This window comes from Caballeronia sp. RCC_10, assembly GCF_041360715.1.
Classification (GTDB): Bacteria; Pseudomonadota; Gammaproteobacteria; order Burkholderiales; family Burkholderiaceae; genus Caballeronia; species Caballeronia grimmiae.
In genome coordinates this window covers 299265-313002 of the sequence record NZ_JBFUPT010000001.1, presented here as the reverse complement: position 1 = coordinate 313002, position 13738 = coordinate 299265, and the positions used below count along the sequence as shown (strand labels likewise).

Annotated in this window: 16 protein-coding genes and 1 tRNA gene; 10 read left to right on the top strand and 7 right to left on the bottom strand. The window is 64.2% G+C overall.

The features are described from left to right. The first annotated feature begins 3 nt into the window (after positions 1-3). The 3 genes from AB6804_RS01495 to AB6804_RS01485 all read left to right on the top strand — a co-directional run bounded on the left by AB6804_RS01495 (position 4) and on the right by AB6804_RS01485 (position 1400). The gene (locus AB6804_RS01495) at positions 4-411 is read left to right on the top strand and encodes an integration host factor subunit alpha (protein WP_035967004.1); all 408 of its coding nucleotides are present in this window, start codon (positions 4-6) and stop codon (positions 409-411) included. An 82-nt stretch (positions 412-493) separates the two neighbouring features. Further along, positions 494-877 (top strand): MerR family transcriptional regulator, encoded by a 384-nt coding sequence (locus tag AB6804_RS01490; RefSeq protein ID WP_370884945.1) that lies wholly within the window; start codon positions 494-496, stop codon positions 875-877. A gap of 319 nt (positions 878-1196) precedes the next feature. Further along, on the top strand, positions 1197-1400 hold the full coding sequence (locus AB6804_RS01485) for a hypothetical protein (protein WP_370884944.1): 204 nt from the start codon (positions 1197-1199) through the stop codon (positions 1398-1400). Between the two features lie 22 nt (positions 1401-1422). Here AB6804_RS01485 and AB6804_RS01480 read toward each other — a convergent pair. From AB6804_RS01480 to AB6804_RS01460, 5 genes are all read right to left on the bottom strand, one after another. After that, positions 1423-1499 (bottom strand) — tRNA-Pro (locus AB6804_RS01480). 108 nt (positions 1500-1607) lie between these two features. Beyond that, on the bottom strand, positions 1608-2003 hold the full coding sequence (locus AB6804_RS01475) for a hypothetical protein (RefSeq protein WP_370884943.1): 396 nt from the start codon (positions 2001-2003) through the stop codon (positions 1608-1610). A gap of 100 nt (positions 2004-2103) precedes the next feature. After that, positions 2104-2997 (bottom strand): LysR family transcriptional regulator, encoded by an 894-nt coding sequence (locus AB6804_RS01470; protein WP_370884942.1) that lies wholly within the window; start codon positions 2995-2997, stop codon positions 2104-2106. A gap of 58 nt (positions 2998-3055) precedes the next feature. After that, positions 3056-3979 (bottom strand): LysR family transcriptional regulator, encoded by a 924-nt coding sequence (locus AB6804_RS01465; RefSeq protein ID WP_370884941.1) that lies wholly within the window; start codon positions 3977-3979, stop codon positions 3056-3058. A gap of 6 nt (positions 3980-3985) precedes the next feature. Further along, positions 3986-4789, bottom strand: a complete 804-nt coding sequence (locus AB6804_RS01460) for an IclR family transcriptional regulator (protein ID WP_370884940.1) — start codon at positions 4787-4789, stop codon at positions 3986-3988. A 243-nt stretch (positions 4790-5032) separates the two neighbouring features. Between AB6804_RS01460 and AB6804_RS01455 the strand changes: the two genes are divergently transcribed. Genes AB6804_RS01455 through pcaC form a run of 6 tightly spaced genes read left to right on the top strand, consistent with a single transcriptional unit; the run spans position 5033 to position 10213 of the window. Beyond that, on the top strand, positions 5033-5725 hold the full coding sequence (locus AB6804_RS01455; RefSeq protein ID WP_370884939.1) for a 3-oxoacid CoA-transferase subunit A: 693 nt from the start codon (positions 5033-5035) through the stop codon (positions 5723-5725). A gap of 14 nt (positions 5726-5739) precedes the next feature. Beyond that, on the top strand, positions 5740-6396 hold the full coding sequence (locus AB6804_RS01450) for a 3-oxoacid CoA-transferase subunit B (RefSeq protein WP_035966997.1): 657 nt from the start codon (positions 5740-5742) through the stop codon (positions 6394-6396). Between the two features lie 28 nt (positions 6397-6424). Then, the gene (pcaF, locus tag AB6804_RS01445) at positions 6425-7627 is read left to right on the top strand and encodes a 3-oxoadipyl-CoA thiolase (RefSeq protein WP_035966996.1); all 1203 of its coding nucleotides are present in this window, start codon (positions 6425-6427) and stop codon (positions 7625-7627) included. 4 nt (positions 7628-7631) lie between these two features. Further along, positions 7632-8990, top strand: coding sequence for a 3-carboxy-cis,cis-muconate cycloisomerase (locus AB6804_RS01440; RefSeq protein ID WP_370884938.1), 1359 nt, complete (start codon positions 7632-7634; stop codon positions 8988-8990). 39 nt (positions 8991-9029) lie between these two features. Then, on the top strand, positions 9030-9824 hold the full coding sequence (gene pcaD, locus AB6804_RS01435; RefSeq protein WP_370884937.1) for a 3-oxoadipate enol-lactonase: 795 nt from the start codon (positions 9030-9032) through the stop codon (positions 9822-9824). Continuing rightward, on the top strand, positions 9821-10213 hold the full coding sequence (pcaC, locus tag AB6804_RS01430; RefSeq protein WP_035966990.1) for a 4-carboxymuconolactone decarboxylase: 393 nt from the start codon (positions 9821-9823) through the stop codon (positions 10211-10213). Before pcaD ends, pcaC begins: the two co-directional genes overlap by 4 nt. A gap of 71 nt (positions 10214-10284) precedes the next feature. On the opposite strand, the gene AB6804_RS01425 is transcribed toward pcaC, so the two are convergent. Continuing rightward, on the bottom strand, positions 10285-11550 hold the full coding sequence (locus AB6804_RS01425) for a DUF3443 domain-containing protein (protein ID WP_370884936.1): 1266 nt from the start codon (positions 11548-11550) through the stop codon (positions 10285-10287). 17 nt (positions 11551-11567) lie between these two features. Further along, positions 11568-12035 (bottom strand): DUF2844 domain-containing protein, encoded by a 468-nt coding sequence (locus AB6804_RS01420; protein WP_370884935.1) that lies wholly within the window; start codon positions 12033-12035, stop codon positions 11568-11570. Positions 12036-12478: 443 nt separating this feature from the next. On the opposite strand from AB6804_RS01420, the gene bamC reads away from it, so the two are divergent. Beyond that, positions 12479-13684, top strand: a complete 1206-nt coding sequence (gene bamC, locus AB6804_RS01415; protein WP_370884934.1) for an outer membrane protein assembly factor BamC — start codon at positions 12479-12481, stop codon at positions 13682-13684. Positions 13685-13738 lie beyond the last annotated feature (54 nt).

Sequence of the window (13738 nt, the reverse complement as noted above, 5' to 3'; positions counted from 1 at the left end):
GATATGAACCAAATGAACTCGAGTGATTTCGAAGCCCTTCTTTCGGCGCAGCGCAGCGCCATGACCCGAGACAGCACCGCTTCGGGCGCGATGCCGAACGATACGCCGACGCTCACCAAGGCCGAACTGGCGGAAATGCTGTTCGACCACGTCGGCCTCAACAAGCGCGAAGCGAAGGACATGGTCGAAGCCTTCTTCGAGGTGATCCGCGACGCGCTTGAAAGCGGCGACAGCGTCAAGCTGTCCGGCTTCGGCAATTTCCAGTTGCGTGACAAGCCTCAGCGCCCTGGACGCAATCCGAAGACCGGCGAAGCCATTCCGATCGCGGCGCGGCGGGTCGTCACTTTTCATGCAAGCCAGAAACTGAAGGCGTTGGTCGAAACAGGCGCGGAGACGAGCCTCACTCGTTGACGTGTTCCATGCGCCGATGGGCGCTCCTGCAGTTCGGCCGCCGCGCTTCAATCGACATCACTCAAACGATGGTTGATCGACGATGGAAAAAGTCGTCTTGCCTCCGATCCCCGCCAAGCGTTACTTCACGATTGGCGAAGTCAGCGAGCTGTGCGGTGTCAAGCCGCACGTGCTGCGCTATTGGGAACAGGAGTTCACGCAACTCAGGCCGGTCAAGCGGCGGGGTAATCGTCGGTATTATCAGCACCACGAAGTCTTGCTGATCCGGCGCATTCGCGAGTTGCTGTACGAGCAGGGCTTCACGATAAATGGCGCGCGCAACCGGCTAGATTCTCAAGGGCGCCCGATCGATGACGAAGCCACCGGTGCCGACGCTCAAGCCGCAGCGGACGCGCAGCAACCGGCGGTCGATGTTGAGCAACTGCGTAAAGAGATATCGCAAGTCATCGACTTGCTCGGCGGGTGACACGAAAAGCCGCGATCACGTATCGCGGTTTTTTTTCGTCTTGACGGCAAGCGTTAGCCTGGCGCGACGCGTGCGCTTTGCGCAGGCCCGGCATCCGACGACCAATAGACGATGCTCGGCCCGACGCCAGAGGGCGGATAGGTGCGCCAATCGTCGACGCCATGATGGAAGAAATAGAGGGCATAAAACCCGCCACGATGCTCATTGCGTGCGCTGACGCAGACGTAACGGCTGCCGCCGGGATAAATGCGGCCAAAGCGCGTGACGCGCGCAGCACTTGCCGCGCTGAACCATCTTGCGATCTCTGCGCGCAGCGTGGATGAGGGACGATCAGGCTGGACTCGGCGTCGCGATATCGGGCCGCGAGCTGACGAAGGCATTGCTGTGCCGCTCCTTAAGTGTCACGCGAAGAATAGAACTTAAGTTGCTGGCAGGCAAGCAAAAACCGTTGTTTTGGCGTCTCCGGAAAGAAGCCTGGCGGTTTGAAGCAGCGGGTGAAAAGCAAAAAGCCCACGCGAGCTAAAACTCGCGTGGGCTTTCAACTTTGGTCGGGGCGAGAGGATTTGAACCTCCGACCACCTGCACCCCATGCAGGTACGCTACCAGGCTGCGCTACGCCCCGAAAGAGCGAAAGTATATCAGAGCGAATCGAATAGTAGAACTGCTGCGGCGATTTTTGCGGCAAACGTTGCCAAATCCACTTTCGACCCGCCAAGGTCGACGAAGCACATCACGACGCCACAGCCGCCGATGCCTCGCCGCGCGCGACCGCTTTCGCCGTGCCGACAACCGCCCGCGCGGGCGATGCAGGCGACTGCTGACGCTTGCGGAACAGAAGGCCCATCACGAGCGACACCGCGCACGGAGCGAGATAGCCGAAGACACGCCCGGCCCACGCCATGCGCGACGCGACGGTTTCATACTGCGTATGGTCATGGAAGCTCGCGGACGCGAAGACCATCGTCAGCGTGAAATCCAGAACCATCGCCAGAAAGCAGAAGACGAAGTAAATCAGCGCGCCGTTCCACAGCAATTTGCCGTGACTTGCATTGATCGTGCGGCAAACGAACAGCACGATGCCCAGCAGCAAGAAGTTGAAAAACAACGGAATCCAGGGGAAGTCCATATTGCGTGATGCCTCGTGCAAAGAAGAATGAGCCGGTCCGGGCAAGCGGACGCCGGCGCGATCTTCACATGAGGTGCAGGACGCTTGAATAGGAGTAATCCTAACAATTTGGCCCATCGCCCAGCGATTCGGATAGAAAGTCGATGAACGTGCGGACCTTCGTCGTCATGTATTTGCGGCTCGTGTAGACGGCGTACACCGATGGCGCGAACGCCGTGTACTGCCGCAACAGATGCACGAGCCCACCCGACGCCAGTTCCTGATCGATCATCCACTGCGGAACGTACGCGAGTCCCATGCCGGCGTGGACAAGCTGCAACAGCATCGAACTGTCGTTGGTTTTCAGCACCGCGTGATTTTTTACGACGACTTCGCCATCCGGGCCCGTCAGCGTGACGGACTCGATGTTCGTATAAGTCGGCAGGATGAGGCGATGGCGCGCGATGTCGTCTGGATGGCGCGGCTCGCCATGTCGGTCCAGATACGCACGCGATGCCACTAGCACGAACGGCATCTTGCACAGCGGCCGCACGATCAGCGAAGGCGACGGCTCCCACGTCGCACGCAGCGCCATGTCGTAGCCTTCTTCGACGAGATCGACGAAGCGGTTCTCCAGCCGCAGATCGACGAGCACGCCCGGATAGCGCGCCTGATACGCAACGAGCAAGTCCGCGAACCGCCGATTCGCGAACCAGCCGGGCGCCGTCACCTTGAGCACGCCTTGCGGCTGCGCGGTCTGCACACCGACCGCCGCCTCGGCCGCCTTCAGAATGTCCAGCGCTTCGCTGCACTGCTCGTAATAGACGCTGCCCGCTTCGGTCAGGCTCAGATGGCGCGTCGTGCGGTGAAGCAGACGCACACCGAGTTGCCGTTCCAGATTGGCGACATGCTTGCTCGTCATCGCGGTCGAAATGTCGAGGCGCTCGGCGGCCTTTACGAAGCTGCCCGCGTCGACGACTTCGCGGAACACGCGCAAACTGGTCAGCGCATCCATCGGTCACTTTCCCGCAGGAAGAAAACGGCGATGTTAGCGCCAATCCATCCGTGAACGCTCACTTCGGCCATTCGTCGAGCGCGTCGTTGAAGAGCGACGCGACCACGCCGCGCAGCCAGGTCGTGCGCGGATCGTTGTGGAACTTGCGATGCCAGTGCTGCCGAAGATCGAAGCGCGGCAACGGTAGCGGCGGCTCGGCCAGCGTGATCGACGCGTGTTCCGCGACATACGCGAAGCCGATCGCGTGCGGCACCGTCGCGATCAGATCCGTGCGCGAGAGAATGAACGGCAGGCTCATGAAGTGCGGCGTTTCGAGCACCGCTCGCCGCCGGACACGTTCCTTGTCGAGATAGTTTTCGAGCACTTCCTGGCTTCGTCCTTCGGCGCGCACGACCGCATGTCCGCATTCGACGAAGCGCTCGAGCGTGAGCGGCTCGTTCGCATACGGGTGATCGCGCCGCATCAGGCAAATGAAGCGATGCGAAAAGAGCCGCTGCTGAAAAAAGTTGTTGCCGCGCAGGTCCGGAAAATAGCCGACCGCAAGATCAATCTCGCCTGCTTCCAGTCCGCGCTCCACGTCTTCATGCGATACGGACACCGAGCGCAGATTCGCGCCGGGCGCATCTTTCGAGAACGCCTGCAACAGGCGCGGCAGGAAGACGATTTCGCCGACATCGGATAGCGCGATCGAGAATGTATCGGTGCTCGAGGAGGGATCGAAGTGCTGGGTGTCGAGCAGGCCGCGCTCGATGCAACCGAGCGCGTCGCGGGCGGCGGGCACGAGCGCCAGTGCGCGCGGCGTCGGTTCCATGCCGCGCGAAGTCCGCACGAATAGCGGATCGTTGAAGTATTCGCGCAGCCGCCCGAGCGCCGTCGATACGCGCGGCTGACTCACACCAAGCCGCTCGGCGGCGCGGCTCACGTTGCGCGTTTCCGCGATCGCGACGAGGAACGGGATCAGGTTCAGATCGAGTTCGTCCATGTGCGATCAGCCGCGTCGCGCGACCATCTCGGACACGCGCTGCGCCGCGTCCTGCAAAGGATCCAGAAACGCCTTCACCATCTGCTTCGCGCTCTTGCGCTGCGCGTTGCCGCTGATGTTCAGCGCGGCGATGATGCGCCCTTGCCGGTCGCGGATCGGCGCGGACATCGAAATCAGGCCTTCCTCCAGTTCCTGATCGACGATCGCCCAGCCCTGGCGGCGCACCGCCGCAATCGCTTCCTTCAGCGCGCCGCGATCGACGATCGTATGCGGCGTGCGCGCGACGATATCGCTGGCATCGAGCAACGCGTCGAGGCGATCGTCGTCGAGCGCGGACAGCAGCACGCGGCCCATCGACGTGCAGAACGCGGGCAGGCGGCTGCCGATCGACAGATTCTGCGTAATGATCTTGTGCGTCGGCACGCGCAGCACATAGACGATCTCCGCGCCATTCAGCACGGCCGCCGAACAGCTCTCGTGCACCTGCTCGACGAGGTCTTCCATCACCGGTTCGGCGAGATTCCAGAACGGCATGGACGTGAGATAGGCGAAGCCGAGATCCAGGATCTTCGGCGTGAGCTGGAAAAGCCGCCCGTCGGCCTCGACGTAGCCGAGCGTCTGAAGCGTGAGGAGGATGCGCCGTGCGCCGGCGCGCGTGAGACCCGCAGCGGCGGCGACTTCGGTCAGCGTCTGCGCGGGGCGGTTCGCATCGAACGAGCGGATGACCGAGAGTCCGCGCGCGAACGATTGCACATAGGCATCGCCTGGACGGGAAGGGGCGTCTTGCGCATCCGAAGGGAAAGTGTCCATGAATTCAGGTGAGGAGACTCGGTACAAACCCGCGAAAGGCGCGGGCTTCGTTGACACCGCAACGAACGCGGGACTAACATGCCGATGTTCGCTAAACGAATCCATGTTCGCATGACGAACATTCCGATGCAAGAGGGCACGGCAGCGGGTATACCCCGGCTTAGAGCGCGAAATGCGCGCTGACGGCTTCACAAGGCGATGACCACGGCGACGAGCCGGTTCTCGTCACAGGAGAACAACGCAATGATCAACAAGATTTTCGATTCGCTCGCGTCGGCGGTGGCCGACGTCCACGATGGCGCGACCATCATGATCGGCGGTTTCGGCACGGCGGGCATGCCGTCCGAGCTGATCGACGCGCTCATCGAGCAGGGCGCGCGTGAACTGACCATCGTCAACAATAATGCAGGCAACGGCGATACGGGCCTCGCCGCGCTGCTCAACGCGAAGCGCGTGCGCAAGATCATCTGCTCGTTTCCGCGCCAGACCGATTCGCACGTGTTCGACGCGCTGTATCGCGCCGGCGAAATCGAGCTCGAACTCGTGCCGCAGGGCAATCTCGCCGAGCGCATCCGCGCGGCGGGCGCTGGCATTGGCGGATTTTTCACGCCGACCGGTTACGGCACCAAGCTCGCGGAAGGCAAGGAGACGCGTGAGATCGACGGCAAGCATTACGTGCTCGAATCGCCGCTCCATGCCGACTTCGCGCTCGTGAAGGCATATAAGGGCGACCGCTGGGGCAATCTGGTCTATCGTAAAACGGCGCGCAACTTCGGGCCGATCATGGCGAGCGCCGCGAAGACGGCCATCGTCCAGGTGTCGAAAGTCGTGCCGCTCGGCGAACTGGACCCTGAAAACATCGTGACGCCGGGCATTTTCGTGCAGCGCGTCGTGGAAGTGCCGCAAGCGGTGCATCAAGCTGAACTCGCTGCCTGAAAGGACGAAAAGCCATGAAGAAACTGACTCGTGACGAAATGGCCAAGCGCGTGGCCGCGGACATTCCGGAAGGCGCGTACGTGAACCTCGGCATCGGCGTGCCGACGCTCGTCGCCAATCATCTCGCGGCGGATCGCGAGATCTTTCTGCACAGCGAAAACGGCCTGCTCGGCATGGGCCCCGCGCCCGCGAAGGGCGAGGAAGACGACGAGCTGATCAATGCCGGCAAGCAGCATGTGACGCTGCTGACGGGCGGCGCGTTCTTCCATCACGCTGATTCTTTCGCGATGATGCGCGGCGGCCACCTCGATTTCTGCGTGCTCGGCGCGTTTCAGGTGTCGGCCCAGGGCGATCTCGCGAACTGGCACACCGGCGCGCCGGACGCGATTCCGGCTGTCGGCGGCGCGATGGATCTCGCCATCGGCGCAAAGCAGGTCTACGTGATGATGGAACTGCTCACCAAGCAAGGCGAAAGCAAGCTCGTGGCCGAGTGTTCCTATCCGGTGACGGGCGTGCAGTGCGTGGACCGCGTCTATACCGACCTGGCCGTGTTCGACGTGACGCCGGAAGGCTTCGTCGTGCGCGAGATCGTCGACGGCCTGTCGTTCGATGAATTGCAGAAGCTCGCCAAGGTCCCGCTGCAGTACGCGCCGATCTCCGAAGCAGCCTGAGAGACACTACACAGAACTGGAGCAACCGATGAAAGAAGCATTCGTATGTGATGCGATCCGCACGCCGATCGGCCGTTATGCGGGCGCGCTGTCGTCCGTGCGTGCCGACGATCTCGGCGCGGTGCCGCTGCGCGCGCTCGTCGAGCGCAACAAGGAAGTGGACTGGGAAGCGGTCGAGGAAGTGATCTACGGCTGCGCGAATCAGGCAGGCGAGGACAATCGCAACGTCGCGCGCATGTCGGCGCTGCTCGCCGGGCTGCCGGTCGGCACGCCGGGATCGACGGTCAACCGCCTGTGCGGCTCGGGCATGGATGCAATCGGCATCGCGGCGCGTGCGGTCAAGTCGGGCGAAGCGGGATTGCTGATCGCGGGCGGCGTCGAAAGCATGAGCCGCGCGCCCTTCGTGATGGGCAAGGCCGCGACCGCGTTCTCGCGTCAGGCCGAAATTTTCGATACGACCATCGGCTGGCGCTTCGTCAATCCGCTGATGAAGAAGCAATACGGCGTCGATTCGATGCCCGAAACCGCCGAGAACGTCGCCGACGATTACAAGGTGAGCCGCGCCGATCAGGACGCGTTCGCGCTGCGCTCGCAGCAGAAGGCATCGCGTGCGCAGAAGGACGGCACGCTCGCGCAGGAAATCACGCCGGTCACGATTCCGCAGAAGAAGGGCGATGCGATCGTCGTCACGCAGGACGAGCATCCGCGCGAAACGACGCTCGAAGCGCTCGCGAAGCTGAAGGGCGTCGTGCGTCCGGACGGCTCGGTGACGGCGGGCAACGCGTCGGGCGTCAACGACGGCGCGGTCGCGATGTTGATCGCCGATGAGGAAAGCGCGAAGCGGCACGGCCTCACGCCGCGCGCGCGCATTCTCGGCATGGCGACGGCGGGCGTGCCGCCGCGCGTCATGGGTATCGGTCCGGCGCCGGCGTCGCAAAAACTGCTTGCGCGCTTGGGGCTGACCATCGACCAGATGGATGTGATCGAGCTGAATGAAGCGTTCGCGTCGCAAGGGCTCGCGGTGCTGCGCATGCTCGGCGTCGCCGACGACGATGCCCGCGTCAATCCGAACGGCGGCGCGATCGCGCTCGGTCATCCGCTGGGCGCGTCGGGCGCGCGGCTCGTGACGGCGGCGACGTATCAGTTGCATCGCACCGGCGGCCGCTACGCGCTTTGCACGATGTGCATCGGCGTGGGACAAGGCATCGCGATGATCATCGAGCGGGTCTGATCGCATGTTCTCATCGACCGGCCGGCTCACCGATCTGATCTGCGGCAACGCCGAAGCCAACGCGGTCTGGTCGCCGCGCGCGACCGTCCAGGCGATGCTCGACGTCGAAGCGGCGCTGGCGCGGGCATCGGCGAAAGCGGGCGTGATTCCGGCGAACGCCGTCGATGCGATCGTCGCCGCGTGCAACGCCGACCACATCGACGCCGCCGCGCTGATGACCGGCGCGGCCGCCGGCGGCAATCTCGCGATTCCGCTCGTCAAGCAACTGACGGCCGTCGTGAAGGCACGCGACGAACAAGCCGCGAAGTACGTGCACTGGGGCGCGACGAGCCAGGACATCATCGATACGGGCGTCGTGCTCCAGCTTCGCGCCGCGCTCTATCTGATCGATGCCGATTTGCGCGAGCTGTCCGCGTCGCTTGCCACGCAGGCGCAGACGCATCGCGCGACGCCGATGATCGGCCGCACCTGGCTGCAGCAGGCGTTGCCGATCACGCTCGGCCTGAAGTTCGCGCAATGGCTCGATGCGACCACGCGGCATCGCGCGCGTCTCGTCGAGTTGCGTAGCCGCGCGCTGGTGCTGCAATTCGGCGGCGCGGCGGGCACGCTCGCGAGCCTGCGCGACAAGGCGCTGCCGGCCGCGCAGGCGCTTGCCGATGACCTTGGCCTGCCACTGCCCGCGCTGCCGTGGCATACGCAGCGCGATCGCATCGCGGAGGCCGCATCGTTTCTCGGTATGCTGACGGGCACGCTCGGCAAGATCGCCCGCGATATCTCGCTGATGATGCAGACGGAACTCGGCGAAGTGGCCGAACCGGCGGCGGCAGGCAAGGGCGGTTCATCGACGATGCCGCACAAGCGCAACCCCGTGGGCTGCGCGGCGGTGCTGACGGCAGCGACGCGCGCGCCGAACCTCGTCGCGACGGTCTTCGCCGGCATGGTGCAGGAGCACGAGCGCGCGCTCGGCGGCTGGCAGGCCGAATGGGACGCGCTGCCCGATCTGGCGCGACTGACCGCCGGGGCGCTCGCGAACGTGAAGGGCATCGTGCCGGGACTGGAAGTGAACGCCGATCGCCTTGCGGCGAACTTGAACGCGACGAACGGACTCGTGCTCGGCGAAGCGGTGATGCTCGCGCTCGGCGATGCCATCGGCCGGCTGGACGCACACAAGCTGGTCGAGCGCGCGTCGAAGGCAGCGGTCGCGAACGGCCAGTCGCTGTACGACGTCCTCGCCGCCGATGAAACCGTCGCGCGCCATCTATCGCCCGAGCAACTGAAGCCATTGCTCGATCCGGCCAATTACGTCGGTCAGGCGCAAGCCTTCGTCGATGCGGCGCTCGACCAGTATCGCGCGAGCGCCTGACGACGCCTGCGCCATTCAACAAGAAGGAGCACCATCAACATGCCACTCGCCGCAGTCAACGGAACCCGCATTCACTATCGCATCGATTCGACCGCCGGCGACGATGCGCCGTGGCTCGTCCTGTCGAACTCGCTCGGCGCGGACGTATCGATGTGGACGCCGCAGATCGAAGCGTTCGCGAAGCAGTATCGCGTCGTGCGCTACGACACGCGCGGCCACGGCCATTCCGACGCGCCGCAAGGCCCGTACACCATCGACCAGCTGATCGGCGATGTCATCGGGCTGATGGATCATCTCGGCATCGAGCGCACGCATTACTGCGGCTTGTCGATGGGCGGGCTGACCGGCATCGGCCTCGCCGCGCGCCATCCGCAGCGGCTCTCGCGCGTCGTGCTGTCGAACACGGCGGCGCTGATCAGATCGGACGCCGTGTGGACGCCGCGCGCCGCGAAAGCACGCGAAGCAGGCGGCATGGCCGCGCTCACCGATGCCGTCATCGCGCGCTGGTTCACCGCGCCGTTCATCGAGCGCGAGCAGCTTGCGCTCGCCAACATTCGCGACGTCTTCCGCCACACATCGGGCGACGGCTACGCGTCGAACTGCGAAGCCATCCGCGACGCCGACCTGCGCGACGAAGCGAAGACCATCGCGCTGCCGGTGCTCGTGATCGCGGGCACGCACGACCTCTCGACCACGGCGGAGCAGGGCCGCGAACTGGCGGGGTATATCGATGGCTCGCGCTACGTCGAACTGGACGCGGCGCATCTGTCGAACATCGAGAAGCGCGATGCGTACACGCGCGCCGTGCTCGACTTCCTCGGAGAAGCACAATGACTGACGACGAACGTTACGAAGCGGGCATGAACGTGCGCCGCGCGGTGCTGTCGGACGCGCACGTGGACCGCTCGCTTGCGAATCGCACCGAACTGACGACCGAGTTTCAGAACTTCATCACGCGCTATGCATGGGGCGAAATCTGGACGCGTGATGGTTTGCCGCGCCATACGCGCAGCCTCATCACCATTGCGATGATGGTCGCGCTCAACCGCAGCGAAGAACTCGCGCTGCACCTGCGCGCCGCGAAGAACAACGGCGTGACGCAAGACGAGATCAAGGAAGTGCTGCTGCAGACGGCGGTGTATTGCGGCGTGCCGGCGGCGAACTCGGCGTTCCATCTTGCGCAGAAGATTTTCGACGAGGAAAGCAAGGCGGGCGGGCAATAAAGGCTCGGGCGGATCGTCAGGTTCGCCAGGAAAGCCGTCTTTCGAGGGATCGAAAGACGGCTTTTGCACGTCTAGAACGCGTAGTACGGCCCGGTTCCCGCCGGCGTCGGACGCCCTTCGAGCGCGGTGAACACGCGCCTGCCGTAGAAGAACGGCAGTCCCCAATCGAAGAAGCCGTTCGCAGGCCCGGCCAGATTGTTGAACGCGTAATTGCTGGTGGCAAAGAGCGTGGTCGACTTCGCGACACTGAAGGACACACCGGCGGTGACGCCCGTCATCGAAATGAGCGTTGCGCTCAGTCCCTGCGGCGTCGCCGGGCAGAACCACGCGCCGCAGGTCACGAGCGTCGCGGAGGGAAAGAACAGGCCGTTCGATCCGCTATCGATGAAGCTCGATCCGTACTGGTTGCCGCTGAAGCTCGTCGACACATAGCCCGTGATCGAGTTGGACTTCAGCACCGTAGCGGCACCGAGCAGGTTGTTCGCCTGCGATCCGATGCCGAAGGTCATCGTCCCCGCCACCGACGATGCGCCCTCCGGCGGCACCGCCGGCAACTCGATCAGCACGCCGTTGTTGTCGGCGGCGAAGCGCGCGATCGGATTCGTCACCTGCTGCGCGGTCGCAAGCGCGCTCGCCGTGCATCCGGCTGAAGTGCAGCTGTAGTACCAGCGCGGCATCGCGGAATTCGCGCAGCCGCCGCCGCAATCGGCGGTGAACGGGCCGACGCCGAGAATGCCGTTGCCACGGAGCTTCGATGCGTCGAGCATCGGCAGACCCGACTGGCTGCAATCGGTCGCCGCGCCGGGCACGGCGGTATCGGCGATCAATTGGACCGACGTCGAACTCGCGAGTTGCCCGGCGAGGCGGATGTCGGCCTGCCGCACCGCGCCCCACGTATAGCCGGAGCCGAACACGGAGCACTCCGCCATCACCGTGCTCGCCGCGTTGCCCGCGACGAGCGGCAGTGCGATCGACCGATCGAGCACCGATGCAAGAACTCGAAGTCCCTGCGAGCCGGTATCGACCTGAATGTTGTCGATGGTCTGGCATTTATCGGTGCCGGGCGCGCACAGCGTCACGCTCGTCTGCAGCATGTTGCGTGTGCCGGTGGCGATCGCGGCGACGCGGATCGGTTGCACGTTCGGCGTCGTCGACTGCACGACGACGTTGCTGGCCGGGGCGGGCGCGCTCGCCAGAAGCGGCGTGCTGGCGGTGGCCGGTGCGCTGGCGGGCGCTGCCGTGCTGGCGTCGGAACTGCTGCCGCCACCGCCGCCGCATCCGTGAAGCAGGACGCACAGCGCAATGGCGGCAGCGGAAGAGAGCTTGCGGATGGTCATGTCTGGTCTCCCCGCGCTTATTCGATATCCGCCGCCGACACCCCTGACGGCAACGCGCTCGCGAGCCACGCGCGGCCGCTGAACTCGCGCAGCCGCGTGTGGTTTTCGACGACGAGGTCGCCGTCCGCGACGCGCGCCGTGTGCAGCCCGGCATCGCCCGCCGACGCGCTCGCGCCGTCCCTGAAACGCTGGAAATACGCGCCGAGGAGCGTCTGCACGTCGGGCATCGCCGGCCCGCGCCAGGACACCGCGTACACCGCGCCCGTGGCATCGACGTACTGACGCACGACGATTCCGTGCGCGTCGGTCGTCTCGCGATACGTCACGAGTCCGCTTTCGGAACGATGCATGACGGTTCCATCGGATGCATCCACGGCGGTCCCCGTCGCGCCGAGCTGTGCATGGGAAAGCGAGCTTGCGCTCAACAGGATGGTCATCACGATGGCGGCCCCGGCCATCTGATGAGGATGTCTTAGTTTTTGCACTCTCTTTTCCGACTTCTTGGGATTATTCCTATTTTTGAGATTGGATTCTAAGAGGAATTAGGCGCCGGACGAAACGGGCTAGCCGCGTCGCCAGTTCGCCTCAAAATGATCGTGGGCGGGAAAGAAGCGCCTGAAAACAAGGCTTTGCGCGATTCCGGAAGAGCGGCGCGACGATTGTCTCGAATGTCATAAATTGTCAAAATGAAGCGGCGTGCATGATTCATCAAACCGTGCAGTGAATTACGAACGTGGACAGTGACTTCAGACGTTGCCGACGGCCAATCGCTTGTATTCGGCAGTTGACGAAGCTCAGTGTTCGGCGAGACGAACGCGCCACGGGCGGGCATTCGATGCCTCTTTTTGCACGTCGGTCCGCCGGACCGGTAAAATGCTGGGTTGATCCACGGACAAACCCCGTGGCGTAGCGGAAGGACTTTCCAGACATGACAGATTTTCGTGTGACCAAGCGGATGGCTGCGCTTCTCACGGTGGCCGGGATCGTGGCGGGCTGCGGCACTTCCTCGCCCACCGCGATCAACTACAAGAGCGATCAGCGCTCGAAGCAGTCGTCGCTCGCCATTCCGCCGAACCTTCTCGACGAAGCGGGCGATCAGCGTTCGCTGCCGCCGCAAAGCGGGCAGGCATCGCTTTCCGACCTCCAGCAGGTTCAGAAAGTCGCGCCCAATGCGCCCACTGTGGTGCCGCCCGTATCGGGCATGCGCATTCAGCGCGACGGCGCGGAACGCTGGCTCGTCGTCGACGGCCGTTCGCCGGACCAGGTCTGGCCGCAAATTCGCCGCTTCTGGCAAGAGCAGGGGTTCCTGCTGGTCGTCGATTCGCGTGACAAGGGCGTGATGGAAACCGACTGGAACGAAACGCATCCGCAGATTTCGGACGGGCTGATCCGCGACACGCTCGCGAAGGCCACCGGCAACTCGTATGTCACCGCCGAGCGCAACAAGTACCGCACGCGTCTCGAAGCCGCGCCGAGCGGCGGCACGTACGTGTTCATCAGCCAGAAGGGCATGCGCGAGGCGCTCACGGGCGTCAACAACGATTCGAGCCAGTGGCAGGCGCGGCCCAACGATCCCGCGCTGGAAAACGAATATCTGAAGCGGCTGATGTCGTCACTGGCGTTGGCGGACTCGCGGACGGCATCGGGCGTTGCGGACGCGGGCGCGCAATCGGCTAACACAGCCAACGCACAGCCCGCCAAGGGCGGCGATTCGAAAGCCGCCGCCGTGGCTGCGCAGAACGCCGCCAACGCCGGCAATAGCGCCATCCGCAACGAAGCGGTGCCGGAAGCGGCATCGTCGCAACTGACGCTGCCCGAAGCGTATGACCGCGCGTGGTTGCGCGTCGGCATCGCGCTCGACCGCGCGAGCTTCACCGTCGACGATCGCGACCGCGCCCGTGGCGTCTATTACGTGCGCTACGTCGATCCGAACGACAAGACCGCGCGCGAGCAAGGCTTCTGGAGCCAGGTTTTTCACGGGCGCAAGGAAATCATCGCGAAGCAGTATCAGGTCAACGTCCGCGCGATCACCGAAGGGCAGACGCGGGTCGCCATCGTCGATGACAAGGGCGAAGTGGATGCTTCGCCGCAAGCGCGTCAAATCATGGCGCTCCTCGCCGGTCAGATCAGCTAAGCCGCTGGCGTCGATACCCAACGTTGTATCGCATGCAAACCGCCTCTACACGGG